Below are 14,316 nucleotides of genomic sequence, written 5' to 3' on the forward strand. Positions count from 1 at the left end.
CCCCGGGGCGTCGCGGGCACCCGTCCACCACCTTGTGGGGGGCCTCCCGGCGGCTTCACGGGGGGGGTCGGCCTGGTCTCCCGCGTGCCCGTCCCCCGGCGTCGGTCAGTCGGAATCAGGCGGACTCGGTGGGGAGACCTGCCTCCACCCAGTCCTGGATGCCCTCGCGGTACTTGCGGACATTGGTGTAGCCGAGAGCGGTGAGACGGTCGGCGACCTGCCCGCTGTTGGCGCACCCAGGGTTGGAGCAGTACGTGACGATCGCGGCGTCGCGGTCGGGAAGCAGGGCGGGCGCCTGGGCGCCCACGTCGGCCAGGACCAGCTCGACGGCGCCGGGCAGGTGCTGCTTGGCGTAGTACTCGCCGCCCAGGGTGTCGACGACCGTCACGGTGCCCGCGTCGATCGCTGCCTTCAACTCGTCGCGCGTGATGAGTGCAGTCATGCCACTACCTTTCGAGGAAATTGGACTATAGTCCGGTTGTGGCTCATGACAGTAACGGACCGCAGTCCGATTCCGCAATCCCGTTGGAACTCCTGCGCACCCCACCGCCCAAGGAGCGCTCGGACGCGGCACGCAACCGCGCCGCCGTCCTGGACGCCGCGGGCAGGCTCTTCGCCGAACACGGCGTCGAAGCGGTCTCCATGGACCAGGTGGCGGCAGCCGCCGGCGTCGGCAAGGGCACCCTGTTCCGCCGCTTCGGCGACAAGTCCGGGCTTGCCGTCGCGCTCCTGGACTCCCGGGAACGCGTTCTGCAGGAGGCGCTCCTGCACGGCCCGCCGCCCCTCGGCCCCGGCGCACCCGCCGGCGAACGCCTGACCGCGTTCATCGACGCCTACTTCGACTACCTCATGGAACACCTGAGCCTGATCCGGATGTCGGAGACCGCAGCACCCGGCGCCCGGTACCGGATCGGCGCCTACCGCTTCTGGCACCGCCACACGGCGATCCTGCTCAGCGCCACACCCGACCCCGACCACACCGCTCACGCCCTGCTCGCCGCCCTGGGCGCCGAGCACGTGGCCGCGCTCCTGCCGGAACTCGGCGAACAGCGGATGCGAGCGGGCCTCATCCGGCTCGCGCAGTCGGCGCTGCAACCCTCCAGTCCACAGAGCTGAGTCGCCTGCACTTCCCCTGAACGGTCAGGGACCTGCGAAGGCAGGTGCGGCGGCGAGGGCCGCGTCCGCCAGGGCCGTGTCGCCGGTGACACGGGTGTGCGCCGCGGTCTCGGCGGGGGTGCGGCGGGCCGCGGTGAGCAGGCAGAACTCCATGGCTCCCACGACGAGATGGGTGTCGGGTGGGCGCTCGGAGGAGGGGTTTTCAGGATCGGTGAGGTGCCAGGTGTCACCGCCGGGGCCGGTGAGTTCGACGTGCAGCACGCGATGGCCGAGGGGGGTGCCTCGGTGTCGCATGGCGAAGGGGAGCTGGCGGGCGCCGAGGTCGGACATGCGGGTCAGGGACCGGGCGGTGGGTGGCGGCAGCCGACGCCCGGTGTGCAGGGCGAGGTCCCGCGTGTGGATCCAGGTCTCGAACGCGCGGGTGGTGGCGTGGTCAGCGAGGGTCAGACGAGGGCCGTCGGCGAGGCCGAGCCGGTCGCCGGGAGTGTATGGGCCTTCGGCGGCGGGGGTGTTGGGTGCGGCTTCGCGTACGAGGGTGTCGCGCAGGAGGTCCGCCTGTGTACGCCAAGCTGCGTGGACGGACGCCGGGGGCTGATCGACCGCCCAGCTGGTGAAGGCGCGGGTGCGGGCGGGGACGGTGTCGCCCGGCAGGTCCAGGGGGCCGCGGGCCGTGGCGTCGAGGGTCTCGGCCAGGAGGCTGTCGGTCGCGGCGAGGTGGGCGACCAGCTGGGCGACGGTCCAGCCCTCCACGGTTTGGGTGTTCCACTCCTCGGCGGCCAGGTCGCGCAGTACGGCGTCCAGGGTGGCCACTTGGTCCGCGTACGGGCGGATGTGGGGCGGGAGATGGCGGGGGGCCGGGGGGCGGCGGGCGAAGGCGAGGGCGGTGATGTCGCCGTGCGTGGACGAGGCCGAGGACAGCGGCAGGGACAGAGGCTGGGAGCGGTGCGAGCCGTCGTCGGGCGAGGCAAGGTTCTCGTACCCTGCGGGAATCTCGTACGAGACATGATCCTCATACGCGGCGGCATCCTCGTACGCCATGAGATCCGCGTACGGGGCGGGATCCTCGTACTGCGGCTGGCTGGTCAGTGACGTGACCGCGGGGTGCAGGTCGCGCATCTCCGCCGCGCAGAGGGCGCAGTGCTTCACGTGGGCCGCCATGGCGATCCGTTCCTGTGCCGAGCAGGCGTTGAGGAGCCAGGCGCCCAGGAGGGAGCACAGCTCGGGGTGTTCGTCGGGTGCGGGGCGGGGGGCACCGCTCATGGTGTGATCCCTTCCTCCGCGAGTGCCGCGGCCAGTGCGCGCAGTGCGGCCCTCAGCCGAGTCTTGGCAGTCCCTTCGGGGATGCCGAGGTCACAGGCGACTTGACGGTACGTACGGCTTCCGTAGTAGGCGAGGAGCAGCGGGGTGCGCAAGGGTTCCGGCAGCCGGACTGCGGCGGAGCGGACGCCGAGCGCTTCCAGGCGGGCGGTCACGATGTCGGCTGTCTCGTCGTGGGCGGGCGGTGCGGGACGTTCGACGGCCCGGCGGTGGCGTTCCTCGCGGCGGACCCAGTCGACGGCGCGGTGGTGGGCGACCACGCCGAGCCAGGCGCGCAGGGGGCCGCGGGCCGGGTCGTAGGACAGCGGGCGCTCCCACAGCCGCGCGAAGACCTCTTGGACGACGTCTTCGGCGGCGTTGCGGTCGCGCGTGATGCGGGCCGCGAGGGCGCGCACTTGCGGGGCGTACCGCTCGTAGATCTCGCGGAACGCGTCCTCGTCGGCGGCCAGCAGGCGGGCCTGGACCTCCAGGCGGTCCTCCGGGACCGCCGCGGTGAGCTCGGGCCCGCTCTGCGGCCGCGCCTGATGGGAGGCGGCCATGGCCGAAGTGTCCCCCGAAGAAAAGGTTCCGGGACCCCTTGGCACGGTACCGGGGCGGTGACGCCCGTCACGGCCCGTACCTCTGTCGCGGCTTCGTGTCCCAACTGCCCCGAGAAACGGGGCCGGCTTCGGCTGGCGCGTCCCGGAGGGCCTTGCCCTCACGGAGGAGGACCAGTTCCGGGGTGGGCCTCCGCCGACTACTGCTCCTGCTCCTGCTCCTGCTCCTGCTCCCAGGCGATCGCCCATTCGTCGAGCGGGCGCAGGGCGTCCCCAAGAGCCGCCCCCAGCCGGGTGAGTTCGTAGCCGTCGGGCGAGGCGGCGATGATCCCGGTCGACGTGAGTTCGCGGAGCCGCTGGTAGAGGACACTGGACGACAGGCCTTCGCAGCGCGACAGCAGCGCGCGGGCGCCGAGCGGGCCCGCGCGCAGCTCCCAGAGGATGCGCAGCGCCCAGCGTCGGCCGAACAGATCCATCGCGGCCATGATCGGGCGGCCCGTCGTCGAGCCACGGGCCGGTGTTCCTGGGCGCGGTGCCGGTGCTGGTTCTCTTCCGACCTGGCGAGCGGGTGGCTCCGGTGAGCTGGGGCTCGCCATGTGCTGTGAGATCTCCATCGGTTGTCTTTCTCATTCACTGGGGCGGCTTGCGGGGCGGAGCCGTCCAGGACATGGCCAAGGCGAAGCCGAGGTCATCGAACCGGGCCCCCGGGAAGACCTTCCCGTAGAGCTCGCGGAACTGCTCGCGCGAGAGGTAGCGGTCGCTGAGGAGATGCGCCAGCCAGGGACGGCTGTGCCAGAAGCGCAGTTGGAACCATGCGTCGCGAAGCCCCACACGTCGGATCTCACCGGGGAAGCTCCACAGCGCGGGCCAGGTGTACGCCCTGCGCGGCGGCGTCGGATACCGATCGGACACGTTGTCGATCAGTGCGACGGTGCCGCCGGGCCGCACCAGGCTCTTCAAGTGCTCCAAACCGGCCCGGTAGTCCTCCAGGTGGTGCAGCGTCGTGTGGCTGTAGACCAGGTCGAAGCCGTCCTGGTCCTCCAGGTCGAACAGGTCCTTCACCAGGTAGCGCACGTGGGGCCGTGCCCTCTTGGCCCTGGCGATCTCGATCAGGGGGCCGCTCAGGTCCAGGCCGATGACTTCCTCGAAGCCGTCCGCCAGGGCCTCGGCCGCGTGTCCCGAGCCGCAGCCGGCATCCAGCGCACGTTCCCCCTTCAGGCCGAGGCCGAGCAGCCAGGCGGCGTTCTGCCCCGGGAGCAGGCTCACGAAGCGGTCGTAGTCGAGGGCGAACCGGTCAAAGGACTGAGCGTCAGCTCTGTGCGTCACGCCTCTCCCGTACACGGCATGCCCCTCCTTGCCCCTCATCCTTGCGTTTCGTTATTCGAAACACTAGCATTCAGTCGCGTTTCTGATTCCGAAACACCGACGCGACGGGAGCGACGATGCCGCGGATAGCTCTCCTTGAACCGCCCTACACGGAAGAGGCCGGCGCCCAGCTCGCGCGCATGATGCCTGCGGGAGCTCCGCCGATCGGGCTGTTCCGGATGTTCGCCAGGAACCTGCCGCTGGCCGGCGCCATGCACCCGTGGGGCCGCTACGAGTTGGGCCGGCAGCTGACCTTGACCATGCGGGAGCGTGAGATCGTCATCGACCGGACGTGCGCGCTGTGCGGCTGCGAGTACGAGTGGGGCGTCCATGTGATGACGTACGCCGAGCGCGTCGGTCTCACCCGCGAGCAGACGGCGTCGCTGGTCCACGGCGGCCCCGCTGACGCGTGCTGGACGTCCGAGCGGGAACGGCTGCTCATCCTCGCCGTGGACGCGCTGCACGAGCGCTGCGACATCGACGACGCGTTGTGGGCACGGCTCGCATCGGCCTTCGACGAGCTCCAGTTGCTCGACCTGCTGCTGTTGTGCGGCTGGTACCACGCCGTCAGCTTTGCCGCGCGCGCCGCGCGGGTGCCGTACGAGCCGGGCGCGCCTCGCTTCGCCGACGTCCTCCCCCGCACCCGATGAGCCGTCCAGAAAGTCATCCAGGAGGTCGTCCGGGGAGCTGTCCGGGGAGCCACCCCTCCCAGGCCGCAACAGGCCACGGCCACCCGTCCGTCACGATCGTGCACGCGTGCCTGCGCGACGGACGCGGCGGCAGTCCGACCGCAGTCCTGGACGAGACGCCGTCACCGGCCCGGGCCGACAGCCCGTTGACCGATCCCGGGCCGACAGCCCGTTGACCGATGACGAGCGCCGCCGCGTGCCCGGCCTGGCCGGTACCTCGCACGCGGTCTTCCTCTCACGCGACCTCGATTCCCGTGCCGAACGGCCCGTCGTCTCGGTGCGCTTCTTCACCGCAGAGGGGGAGCTGCCCGCGTGCGGCCACGGCACCGTGGCCGCCCTGGCCTTCCTCGCCGCGCACGCGGACGGCGAGGAGTACCGGGCCGCTCTGCGGGTGGCGGGGCGAGTCGCCGAGGGGCGCGTGCGCCGCGGGGCGTTGTCGTCCGCCGAGGTCACCTTCGGGGCCGGGCCGGTGCGTCTGCGCGCGGCCGCGACAGCGGAACTCGCGCTGCTCCTTCCTGCTTTGGGGCTGCCGCCCACAGCGGTGGGGTCCGGAGCCCGTATCGCCACTCTTGGACGGCCACGGCTGCTTGTCCCTGTCGCGACCCCGTCCGCCCTCGCCGCCATGGCCCCGGATCCCGGTCGACTCGCCGCCGCTTGTGACCGGCTGGACCTGCTGGGCTGCTTCGCCCACTCCCCCGTGTCCATCTCCGGCCGGGTCGCGGCCCGTATGTTCGCCCCGTCGATCGGCGTACCGGAGGACATCGCCAACGCGAACAGCTCCGCCTGCCTGGCCGTCGACCTTCTCGCCCGTCAGGGCGTCACCGAGGTCGCCGTCGACATGGGTGACGCCCTGGGCTGTCCTTCCACCGTCACTGCCGGCGCGCGCCCCACCACCGGGGCGGGGCTGCTGGCCGATGTCACCGGCGCCGCGCGGATCGGGCACGTGCTCCGCCTGCCGCGGTGATGCCCCGCCCCGGCCTGGTTGCGACGCGGCCGCGCAGACCCCCGCGGAGACACCAAGGCCCCGAACTCATCGCCGAGTTCGGGGCCGATCGCGCATCCACGGGGGAACGGATGCTGGTGCACGCGATGCCCACTCAACGCGCGCTCGCGCGTACGGTTACGCCACGCACCGCGGCCGACGTACTGGCATCCTCCGATCCCTTCCCGACGGTTGACCAAGCCCAGAGGGGTATCTATTTTTAGATAGCTCTCTAAATTTTGGCGAAGGGATGTGCGCTGATGCAGGTGGGCGAGGGAGGGCTCCGCGAGCGGCACAAGGCCCAGCGACGGATCCGGATCCTTGAAGCGGCGCGCGAACTCCTGCGGGACAGCCCGGAGTCGGCGCTCAGCACCGAGCGGATCGCCGCGCGGGCGGAGGTCGCCCCGGCCACCGTGTACAACCTGATCGGACCGCGCGACAAGATCTGGGAGGCGCTCGCTGTCGGGTTCATGGACGAACTCGAGCGCCGTCTGGCGGTGCTGGGAGCGGATGACCCACGGGAGGTCGTCAGGTCGACCGTCCTGCTGTTCGTGGACGACCCGGTCGTGTCGCGTCGCATGGTGCGCGAGTGGGAGGAGAGCGGCCTCGTGCTCGACCGCAGTCCGCTCACCCAGCTGCGCCGGGCGTTGGCGGACGCGCGGACACGAGGGCTGCTGCGCGCCGACATCGACACGGACGCGCTGGCCTCCGTCGTCGGCACCTCGTGCGTGGGTGCGCTGCATCAGTGGGTCGCCGCGCTGATCGACGACGACCGGTTCCTCGCGCGCGCCCTGTTCGCGTTGGACGTCGCGCTCGCCGCGGCGGCTGCGGATCCCTACCGCGACCAGCTGCTTGCGCCGCTGCGGATCCGAGGCGCGGAATGACGGCCGACCCGGGGCGTGCAAGGACGGCCGACGCGAGGCGCGGAGCCACAGCCGACGCGAGGCGCGGAATGACGGCCGACGCGCTGCCGCAGCCCCGACGGTTCGTGGGCCGCGGCGGCATCCAGCTCACGGCGGACGTGTGGGGCGAGGCGTCCTCGCCCCCTCTTGTCCTGCTGCATGGCGGCGGCCAGACGCGGCACGCCTGGGACCGGACGGGCCCGCGACTGGCCGCCCTGGGATGGCGGGTGATCGCCCCCGACCTACGCGGGCACGGCACCAGCGCATGGTCGGCCGACGGTGACTACGACGTCGACCTCTTCGCCGGGGACGTCCGGGCGCTCGTCGCCGAACTCGGCGGCCGACCGGTGCTCGTCGGTGCCTCGCTCGGCGGCCTGAGTTCGCTGCTCGCCGCCGGAGAGGCGCCCGGGGCGGCGGTTCGCGCCCTGGTGCTCGTCGACGTCGCCCATCGACCGGATCCGCGTGGGGTCGACCGGATCGTCGAGTTCATGCGCCGGCGGCCCGACGGATTCGCCAGCGTCGGGGAAGCGGCCGCGGCGGTCGCCGCCTACCTTCCGCACCGCCCGCGTCCGGACGACCCGGAGAGGATACGGAACAACCTGCGGCGCCATGGCGATCGCTGGGTCTGGCACTGGGACCCCCGCCTGCTGGCAAGCTTCGAGGGCCGGATCGATCCGCCCGGCATGGCGGCGCGCCTTCTCGACGCCGCGCGCCACGCCGACGTGCCGATCCTGCTCGTCCGCGGCGGCGTCAGCGACATCGTGCGCGAGGACATCGCCGAGGAGTTCTGCGACGAGGTCCCCCACGCGCGGCGCGTCGACGTGACCGGCGCGGGGCACATGGTGGTCGGCGACCGGAACGAGCACTTCGTCGACGCGATCGTCCCGTTCCTGGAGGAGATCCGGCGGGCGTGAGGCTCAGCCGGTACCGCCCGGTGCCTGAGCGGAGCGAACGGTGGTCGTCGAGGGCGGGACCGTTCCGCAGAATTCCGCGAGGAGCACATACCCGGCCGCGTCGGTGTCCCCGGCCCAGTCGGTGTTGAAGTTGGCCACCAGGCGGTGCCGCCCGTCCCGGGTGGTGTACGCCATGCTCTGCGAACCGGGCATGAAGCCGGTGTGCCCCCAGATTTCCTTGCCGCAGGGCAGTTTGGCGCGGAAGATCCCCAGGCCGTCGTCCTGGCCGTCGCCGAAGTCGGGAGAGGGGACCGTGGTGGTCATCTCCTTGAGCTGGGCTGCGGGGAGCAGCTTTCCGCGCATCAGGGCGGCGAGGAAGCGGTCGAGGTCGGCAGTGCTGGTGATGATTTCACCGGCGGACCAGCCCCAGGAGGGGTTGAACTCGGTGATGTCGTAGATCTTGTGCTGCGGGTCGTCCGGGAACCTGGTGTACATCCGCCCGCTCGGCTGGGGAATTCTGGTGTGGGTGCCGGGCAGCCTGGTGGCGTGCAGCCCGAGCGGCTTGAAGATCCGCCGCTCGGCCTCCGAGGCGTAGGTGTGGCCCGTCACCCGTTCGACGACCATCGCGGCGAGGACGTACTCGGTGGTGGTGTAGTTCCAGCTGGTTCCGGGCGCGAAGTTCGGCTCGTGGTCCATGGCGAGGGCCACGAGCTGCTCGGGCTTCCAGGTGTCGTAGCGGTGGGTCAGGTACTCCTTGCCCTGGATGTGCAGGCGGGGGTCTTCGGTGTAGTCGTAGATGCCACTGGTGTGGTTGAGGAGCTGTCGCAGGCTGATCCCGCGGCCGTCGTGGCCGTGGCCGCGGACCACGCCCGGCAGCCACTTGTCCACCGTGTCCGACAGGCTCAACTCGCCCTCCGCCTCCAACTGGAGGAGGACCGTCGCGATGAACGTCTTGGAGATGCTGCCCGCCCGGAACCGGTCGACCGGCAGGGGCGGACGCCGTGTGGTGAGGTCCGCGACCCCGGCGGCGCCGTGCCACGTGCCGTGCGCGTCGTGCGCCCGCGCCAGGGCGCCCGGGACTCCTGCCCCGACTGCCCCGACGGCGGCGTCCAAGGCGGCCTGGGTCTGCCCATGTCCCCGGGCCGGTACGGCGGGTGCGCCTGCCGCCGTCGACGGGGCGGCCAGTCCGGTCGCGGCGGTCATCGAGGCCGCCGCGATCACGGCGGCCAGCGCGGTCCGTACGGTACGCGTTGCCATGGGAACCTCCCTCTCGCCGGAAAGCCCCATGCTGCCTGGGCGACGGCGGGATCACCGGCGCGGTGCGCGTCCGTGTCGAGGCCGCCCGGCGCACCAGGACACGGCGCACGCGCCGGGCGCGCGATGCGAGTACTCGGATCGGTAGCGGCTCACCATGTTTCGCGGCCCAGGTGCACCAGCCCTTCGATGGCGCACAGGCGAGCGCGCACGCTGGGCTCCGGGGTCGGGGCGGTGCTGAGCAAGAGCACCTGGATCGTTGGGGGTTCCGGGGCGTAGAGATCGTGCCGGCCGTCGTCGCCGGGGATGGCGTTGGGCTGGATCTCTATGCTTCCGCCGCCGAGATCGGCGAGGTAGTACACGCCCCGGTAGCCGCTGTCACGTTCGGCGAAGGCCACATCGAGATGGCCGGTGACGAGCCGGGCGAGTTCGCTCGGAGTGTGCGTGTTCGTGCCGTAGGTGTCGCAGTCGGTCATCGCGGCCTGGCCCTTTCGCCGTTGCGGGTCTTTCCGTGCGCGGCCTTGGCGTCCTCGTCCAGCGGCGGTGGATCCCCTCGCTCCGTCAAGAGGCTGGGTCCTCGCTCGGGCCGTTGATGATGAGGTCCGCGGCGCGGGCGACGACCTCGTCGCGGGTGCGGTCGGGGTGGTCGGCGGCGAGCAGGTGCCTGCCGATCGCCAGGCAGAAGGCGAGCAGGCAGCGGGCCTCGACCTCGTCCGGGTCGGCGCAGACGCTGCTGAGCGCGTCGCGCGAGAGCTGCATGCGCCGGTTGTCCACGCGGCGCAGGCGTTCGGCGACGTCCGGGTCGTGGCGGGCCCAGTCGCGGATCGCCAGGTCGATGGGGAGCACGCGGTCGCCGGAGAAGGTGAGTTGGCCGGCCAGCCGGAACTGGTCGAGGATGCCCCCGCCCTCCCGCTCGATCCGGTCGAGGACGTCGTCGACGCTCTCGCGCTCCCAGGTGTCCAGCATCTCCGTCAGGAGCGCGTCACGGTCGGCGAAGTAGCCGTAGAAGCCGCCCTTGGTCACCCCGAGTGCCTTGGCCAGGGCCTCGACGCGCACCGCGTGCACACCGCCCTCGGCAAGGACCCGCAGCCCCTCCTCGACCCACTTTTCACGCGGTGTGCGCAACGCCCCCATCAGGTGGTCGACCTCACTCTCACGACCGGTTGTACGGCGACGTACAACCGCTCTATGTTCGACTTGTACGGGATCGTATAACGCTAGAGGGGACAGCGTCATGATTCGGTTTCGGCACCTTCCACTGACGGAACGGCTGTGATGTCGATGCGGCTTCCCGACACCGAGCACACCGCCCGCCCGTGGCGGATCCACGAACTCACCCCCGACTTCCGGCTCGAGGACGTATGGGCCTACCGCACGCCCGGCGCCGGGCCGGACGACTTCCCCGCCATGCTGGCCGCGCTGCGGGCCGCCGGCGGGCTCAACGAGAACCCGCCGGTGGTCCGGTTCCTGTTCGCCGTGCGCTGGAAGCTCGGCGCCCTGTTCGGCTGGGACAAGCCGAAGCAGGGGCTCGCGGGGCGGGTGGGGTCGCTGTGCGACCGGCTGCCCCACGACCTGTGCCAGGACACGACCGGTTCGGCGGTGCCCAACACCCCGTTCACCATGATGTACGAGCTGCACGACGAGTGCGCCATGGAGCTGGCCAACAAGACCGTCCACACCGTCTGCCACCTGGGCTGGGTACCGACCGACAGCGGCGAGTACCAACTGCGGATGGCCGCCCTGGTCAAGCCCAACAACCTGTTCGGACGGCTGTACATGGCGGCGATCAAGCCGTTCCGGTACCTGATCGTCTACCCGGCGATGACCCGGAAATGGGAACGCGCGTGGCGGAACCGGGACAGGTACGCGGAACCGGCATGAACGCGCCGCCTACGCCAGGACGGCAGGCCTGAGTACCTCCTCGCACCACTGCCGGAAGCCCGTGGGCGCGGACTCCGGAGTGCTCGGCTCGACGGCACCGTAGAAGCCCTGGTCGTTCATGGCATCCACCATGTCGGCCAGTCCCTGCGCCCAGGGCTCGCTCGCCCCGAAGCGCAGCTCGGACGCCTTGTAGTCCGTGCTGTTGACGGTCTTGAGCCCGACCGGACGGTTCAGGACCTCGGAGACGACCCGCGCCATGTCCTCGGGGGTCAGGCCGTCGGGTCCGACCAGGGGGACGTCCTCCTGCCCGGTCCACGATCCGTCGAGCAGGAGCCGGGCGGCCGTGGCGGCGACGTCGCGGGTGGCACACGTGCGCAGGACGCGGTCCTGCGCCAGCGCAAGGAAGAACACTCCCGCGTCGCGGATCGACGCGGCCTGGCCCAGCAGGTTCTCCATCAGGAACGGCGGGCACAGGGCCCGGTAGTGCACGCCCGTGGCCGCGATCGCCTCGTCCAGGGCGAGCGACGCCGAGACCTGTCCGGCGTTCTTCGCCACGCCACGGCCCAAGGTCGAGACGTTGACGACCCGCTTGAGGCCCTGGCGCCCGATCACCTCGCGCAGGGGGTCGGTGAAGTCACGGAAGTGGCCCTCGACGCTGTCGGCCTGTCGTGTCGGCGGCACCAGCCAGAACAGACGGTCGGCACCCGCGCACGCCTCGTGCAGCACCGCGGGGTCGGCGTGCGATCCCCGTATGACCTCCGCCCGTTCACGCACACGCGGGGAGAGGCGGGCGGGGTCGCGGGCGATCACTCGGATCGGTCCCGTGGTGTCCGGGGCGTCGAGGAGGTGGTCAAGGACCTGCCGGCCGATCTGGCCGGTCGGGGTGGTGACGACGATCATGAGCTGCTCCCAGGTGGATGCCGTGGCTGATGTCGTCGAGCCTGCTGGGTGCCGGTCCGGAACTGAAGGACCGGTCCGATCCCGCTTGTTACCCTCACGGCAATACCGAAGCAGAGAGGGAGGGAGCGCGTGGAGTCCCGCCCGCTGCGCTACTTCGTCGCCGTCGCCGACGAGCTCAACTTCGCCCGTGCCGCCGAGCGGTTGGGCATCTCCTCACCGCCCCTGTCCCGCGCGATCCGCCAGTTGGAGTCGGACCTGGGCGTCACCCTTTTCGAGCGGACCACCCACAGCGTGGCGCTGACCCCGGCCGGAAGAGTGCTCCTCACGGAGGCGAGGATCGCCCTCGACGCCCTGCAGGCCGCCGGCCGGCGGGCCCAGCGCGCGGCCGCACCGGACCCGAAGCTGGTCCTGGCCGTCAAGGCCGACGGCGACGCGGGGCTCCTCGAGCCGATCCTGGCGCGCTACACGGGTGAACCGGCATCCGTGCCGGTGGCCGTCCGGCTGTGCGGCCGGTACGAACACCCTCGGCTCCTGCGCCAGGGGGAAGCCGATGCGGCCCTGCTCCACGAGCCCTTCGACCGCACCGGCCTGGACAGCGAGGCGCTGACCTCCGAACCGCGCGTCGCGGCCCTCGCCGCCACCCACCCGCTCGCCGCCAGGGACCGCCTGACCCTTGCGGACCTCGGTATGCGCCCCGACGATCTGCACCGGCGCCCCACCGAAAGCCCCGACGGGAGCCCCGGCAGGAGCCCCGGCGGGACCCGTGGGGAGAGCCCCGGGGAGGGCCGCGACCTCGCCCAACTGCTCACGCTCGTGGCCCTGGGCGGCCCCACTCCCCTGCTGCCCGCCTCCGTGGCGGCGCGCTACCCCCGCCCGGGCGTCGTCTTCCGGCTGGTCCCGGACGCTCCGCCCGCGGTCCTCGCCATCGCCTGGCCGCAGCAGTCCCGTTCCACGGCCACGGCGGCACTCGTCCGAGCCGCCGTGGCCGCGGCCGAAGCCGCGCAGGAACGGTAGGCGAGTCCGGCGCTTTACGTGCCGTGATCGCGACGTCAGAGTAAAGGCGCCCCGACACCTGGCAGTTCGCCCGACAGAAAGCCGAGACCATGGCCCTCGACCTCCCCGCCCTGCGGGCCCACTTCCCTTCCCTCGACAGCGGCCTCGCCTTCTTCGACGGTCCTGCCGGAACGCAGACCCCTCGTTCCGTCGCCGACGCCATCGCCGCGACGCTGACAAGCCCGCTGTCCAACCGGGGCACCGTCGACCCGTCCGCGCGCAACGCCGAGCGCACCGTCACGGACTTCCGCGCCGCGTACGCCGACCTGCTGCACGTACCCGCGAGCGGCATCGTCCACGGGCGCAGCGCCACGCAGCTCACGTACGACTTCTCCCACCACCTGGCCAAGGACTGGAACGCGGGCGACGAGATCGTCCTCAGCCGCCTGGAACACGACTCCAACGTCCGCCCCTGGATACAGGCCGCCCGGCGCGCCGGAGTGACGGTCCGTTGGATCGAGATCGACGCCGACACCACGGAGCTCGACCTCGCCTCGTACGAGCGAGCCCTGTCGCCGCGCACCCGCCTTGTCGCGGTCACGGCGGCCTCCAACGTCCTCGGCACCAAGCCGCCCGTCCGCGCCCTCGCCGACCTCGCCCATGACGTCGGCGCCCTGATGTACGTGGACGGCGTCCACTACGCCTCGCACCACCTCGTGGACGTACCCGCCCTGGGAGCCGACCTCTTCGTCTGCTCGCCGTACAAGCTCCTCGGGCCGCACTGCGGGGTACTTGCGGCGGCGCCCGAGTTCCTCGCGACCGTGCGCCCGGACAAGCTCCTGCCGTCGCCCGACACCGTGCCGGAGCGCTTCGAGTTCGGCACGCTCCCCTACGAGACCCTGGCGGGCGCCACGGCGGCCGTCGACTTCCTCGCCTCGCTGGACCCGGGGACGGGCGCCTCGCGCAGGGAGCGTCTTGCGCGGTCGCTGGGCTCCGTGCACGAGCACGAGCAGTCGCTGCGGGCGAGACTGCAGGAGGGCTTGCGGGCCTTCGGCGACGCGCTCACCCTCCACTCGAAGGCGCCCGACCGCACTCCGACGCTCCTGATGACCCTCGAAGGCCGCGACGCACGCGACGCCCAGGCCCACCTGGCCGCGCGCGACGTGGTGGCCGTGGCCGGGTCGTTCTACGCGTACGAGCCGTTCACCGCGCTGAAGCTCGAGGATCCGGCGCTGCGGGTGGGGCTTGCGCCGTACAACACCGCCGATGACGTGGACCGGCTCCTGGAGGGTCTCGGCGCCTTTCTCTGACCTGACTCAGCGCCTTTCTCCGACCTGAGGGGACAGGGCTGAGCCTCGGGGCTCAGCCGGGCAGCCCCCAGAAAGGCAGCTCGGCGGCGGCCAGAACGGCCGACCGCATGCGTTGACAGGTGCACCACGCGCTCCTACGGTGCCCCACCCCACCTGAAATGTGTTGTCACCGCCAGGG

The 14,316-nt window shown here is 71.7% G+C and carries 17 protein-coding genes; 8 read left to right on the forward strand and 9 right to left on the reverse strand.

Features of this window, described 5'->3' with window-relative positions; translation table 11 throughout:
• Positions 1–115: 115 nt before the first annotated feature.
• Positions 116–442 carry a rhodanese-like domain-containing protein gene (locus ACFWZ5_RS12600; RefSeq protein ID WP_384785267.1) on the reverse strand — a complete coding sequence of 109 codons (327 nt, stop codon included), beginning with the start codon at positions 440–442 and terminating at the stop codon, positions 116–118.
• A gap of 38 nt (positions 443–480) precedes the next feature.
• On the opposite strand from ACFWZ5_RS12600, the gene ACFWZ5_RS12605 reads away from it, so the two are divergent.
• Positions 481–1,116 (forward strand): TetR/AcrR family transcriptional regulator, encoded by a 636-nt coding sequence (locus ACFWZ5_RS12605; protein ID WP_384785270.1) that lies wholly within the window; start codon positions 481–483, stop codon positions 1,114–1,116.
• A gap of 24 nt (positions 1,117–1,140) precedes the next feature.
• Here the strand turns inward: ACFWZ5_RS12605 and ACFWZ5_RS12610 are convergent, their stop codons facing one another.
• The 4 genes from ACFWZ5_RS12610 to ACFWZ5_RS12625 form a co-directional block, all read right to left on the reverse strand.
• On the reverse strand, positions 1,141–2,376 hold the full coding sequence (locus ACFWZ5_RS12610; RefSeq protein WP_384785273.1) for a maleylpyruvate isomerase family mycothiol-dependent enzyme: 1,236 nt from the start codon (positions 2,374–2,376) through the stop codon (positions 1,141–1,143).
• Positions 2,373–2,972, reverse strand: a complete 600-nt coding sequence (locus ACFWZ5_RS12615) for a sigma-70 family RNA polymerase sigma factor (protein ID WP_384785275.1) — start codon at positions 2,970–2,972, stop codon at positions 2,373–2,375. The genes ACFWZ5_RS12610 and ACFWZ5_RS12615 overlap by 4 nt, the downstream gene beginning before the upstream one ends.
• A 197-nt stretch (positions 2,973–3,169) precedes the next feature.
• Positions 3,170–3,454, reverse strand: coding sequence for a winged helix-turn-helix transcriptional regulator (locus ACFWZ5_RS12620; protein ID WP_384785278.1), 285 nt, complete (start codon positions 3,452–3,454; stop codon positions 3,170–3,172).
• A 145-nt stretch (positions 3,455–3,599) separates the two neighbouring features.
• Complete coding sequence (locus tag ACFWZ5_RS12625) at positions 3,600–4,295, reverse strand: class I SAM-dependent methyltransferase (protein WP_384785281.1); 696 nt, start codon at positions 4,293–4,295, stop codon at positions 3,600–3,602.
• Positions 4,296–4,411: 116 nt separating this feature from the next.
• On the opposite strand from ACFWZ5_RS12625, the gene ACFWZ5_RS12630 reads away from it, so the two are divergent.
• From ACFWZ5_RS12630 to ACFWZ5_RS12645, 4 genes are all read left to right on the forward strand, one after another.
• Positions 4,412–4,984, forward strand: a complete 573-nt coding sequence (locus ACFWZ5_RS12630) for a carboxymuconolactone decarboxylase family protein (RefSeq protein ID WP_384785284.1) — start codon at positions 4,412–4,414, stop codon at positions 4,982–4,984.
• Positions 4,985–5,195: 211 nt separating this feature from the next.
• Positions 5,196–5,987, forward strand: coding sequence for a PhzF family phenazine biosynthesis protein (locus ACFWZ5_RS12635; RefSeq protein WP_384785286.1), 792 nt, complete (start codon positions 5,196–5,198; stop codon positions 5,985–5,987).
• Positions 5,988–6,265: 278 nt separating this feature from the next.
• The gene (locus ACFWZ5_RS12640) at positions 6,266–6,889 is read left to right on the forward strand and encodes a TetR/AcrR family transcriptional regulator (protein ID WP_384785289.1); all 624 of its coding nucleotides are present in this window, start codon (positions 6,266–6,268) and stop codon (positions 6,887–6,889) included.
• Positions 6,890–6,957: 68 nt separating this feature from the next.
• Positions 6,958–7,821: an alpha/beta fold hydrolase gene (locus ACFWZ5_RS12645; RefSeq protein WP_384785292.1), complete on the forward strand. Its 864-nt coding sequence runs from the start codon at positions 6,958–6,960 to the stop codon at positions 7,819–7,821.
• A gap of 3 nt (positions 7,822–7,824) precedes the next feature.
• On the opposite strand, the gene ACFWZ5_RS12650 is transcribed toward ACFWZ5_RS12645, so the two are convergent.
• The 3 genes from ACFWZ5_RS12650 to ACFWZ5_RS12660 form a co-directional block, all read right to left on the reverse strand.
• Complete coding sequence (locus ACFWZ5_RS12650) at positions 7,825–9,057, reverse strand: serine hydrolase domain-containing protein (protein ID WP_384785295.1); 1,233 nt, start codon at positions 9,055–9,057, stop codon at positions 7,825–7,827.
• 149 nt (positions 9,058–9,206) lie between these two features.
• Entirely contained in the window at positions 9,207–9,530 is a 324-nt protein-coding gene (locus ACFWZ5_RS12655; RefSeq protein ID WP_384785298.1) for a hypothetical protein, read from the reverse strand.
• A gap of 85 nt (positions 9,531–9,615) precedes the next feature.
• Positions 9,616–10,188, reverse strand: a complete 573-nt coding sequence (locus ACFWZ5_RS12660) for a TetR/AcrR family transcriptional regulator (protein ID WP_384785301.1) — start codon at positions 10,186–10,188, stop codon at positions 9,616–9,618.
• A 147-nt stretch (positions 10,189–10,335) separates the two neighbouring features.
• Here ACFWZ5_RS12660 and ACFWZ5_RS12665 point away from each other — a divergent pair, with 147 nt between their 5' ends.
• The gene (locus ACFWZ5_RS12665; protein ID WP_384785449.1) at positions 10,336–10,935 is read left to right on the forward strand and encodes a DUF2867 domain-containing protein; all 600 of its coding nucleotides are present in this window, start codon (positions 10,336–10,338) and stop codon (positions 10,933–10,935) included.
• A 9-nt stretch (positions 10,936–10,944) separates the two neighbouring features.
• Here the strand turns inward: ACFWZ5_RS12665 and ACFWZ5_RS12670 are convergent, their stop codons facing one another.
• Complete coding sequence (locus tag ACFWZ5_RS12670) at positions 10,945–11,835, reverse strand: NAD(P)H-binding protein (RefSeq protein ID WP_384785304.1); 891 nt, start codon at positions 11,833–11,835, stop codon at positions 10,945–10,947.
• Between the two features lie 129 nt (positions 11,836–11,964).
• On the opposite strand from ACFWZ5_RS12670, the gene ACFWZ5_RS12675 reads away from it, so the two are divergent.
• Both ACFWZ5_RS12675 and ACFWZ5_RS12680 read left to right on the forward strand, forming a co-directional pair.
• Positions 11,965–12,849: a LysR family transcriptional regulator gene (locus ACFWZ5_RS12675; RefSeq protein ID WP_384785307.1), complete on the forward strand. Its 885-nt coding sequence runs from the start codon at positions 11,965–11,967 to the stop codon at positions 12,847–12,849.
• Positions 12,850–12,938: 89 nt separating this feature from the next.
• Positions 12,939–14,138, forward strand: a complete 1,200-nt coding sequence (locus ACFWZ5_RS12680) for a cysteine desulfurase-like protein (RefSeq protein ID WP_384785310.1) — start codon at positions 12,939–12,941, stop codon at positions 14,136–14,138.
• The last annotated feature ends 178 nt before the right edge of the window (positions 14,139–14,316 follow it).

This window comes from Streptomyces sp. NPDC059003, assembly GCF_042740445.1.
Classification (GTDB): Bacteria; Actinomycetota; Actinomycetes; order Streptomycetales; family Streptomycetaceae; genus Streptomyces.

Excerpts from the sequence above, each read along its gene's own strand:
- ACFWZ5_RS12645 (WP_384785292.1), top strand. The coding sequence starts at position 6,958 with ATGACGGCCGACGCGCTGCCGCAGCCCCGACGGTTCGTGGGCCGCGGC.
- ACFWZ5_RS12620 (WP_384785278.1), bottom strand. The coding sequence starts at position 3,454 with ATGGCCGCGATGGATCTGTTCGGCCGACGCTGGGCGCTGCGCATCCTC.
- ACFWZ5_RS12630 (WP_384785284.1), top strand. The coding sequence starts at position 4,412 with ATGCCGCGGATAGCTCTCCTTGAACCGCCCTACACGGAAGAGGCCGGC.
- ACFWZ5_RS12670 (WP_384785304.1), bottom strand. The coding sequence starts at position 11,835 with ATGATCGTCGTCACCACCCCGACCGGCCAGATCGGCCGGCAGGTCCTT.
- ACFWZ5_RS12600 (WP_384785267.1), bottom strand. The coding sequence starts at position 442 with ATGACTGCACTCATCACGCGCGACGAGTTGAAGGCAGCGATCGACGCG.
- ACFWZ5_RS12640 (WP_384785289.1), top strand. The coding sequence starts at position 6,266 with ATGCAGGTGGGCGAGGGAGGGCTCCGCGAGCGGCACAAGGCCCAGCGA.
- ACFWZ5_RS12615 (WP_384785275.1), bottom strand. The coding sequence starts at position 2,972 with ATGGCCGCCTCCCATCAGGCGCGGCCGCAGAGCGGGCCCGAGCTCACC.
- ACFWZ5_RS12665 (WP_384785449.1), top strand. The coding sequence starts at position 10,336 with ATGCGGCTTCCCGACACCGAGCACACCGCCCGCCCGTGGCGGATCCAC.
- ACFWZ5_RS12660 (WP_384785301.1), bottom strand. The coding sequence starts at position 10,188 with ATGGGGGCGTTGCGCACACCGCGTGAAAAGTGGGTCGAGGAGGGGCTG.
- ACFWZ5_RS12655 (WP_384785298.1), bottom strand. The coding sequence starts at position 9,530 with ATGACCGACTGCGACACCTACGGCACGAACACGCACACTCCGAGCGAA.
- ACFWZ5_RS12680 (WP_384785310.1), top strand. The coding sequence starts at position 12,939 with ATGGCCCTCGACCTCCCCGCCCTGCGGGCCCACTTCCCTTCCCTCGAC.
- ACFWZ5_RS12650 (WP_384785295.1), bottom strand. The coding sequence starts at position 9,057 with ATGGCAACGCGTACCGTACGGACCGCGCTGGCCGCCGTGATCGCGGCG.
- ACFWZ5_RS12610 (WP_384785273.1), bottom strand. The coding sequence starts at position 2,376 with ATGAGCGGTGCCCCCCGCCCCGCACCCGACGAACACCCCGAGCTGTGC.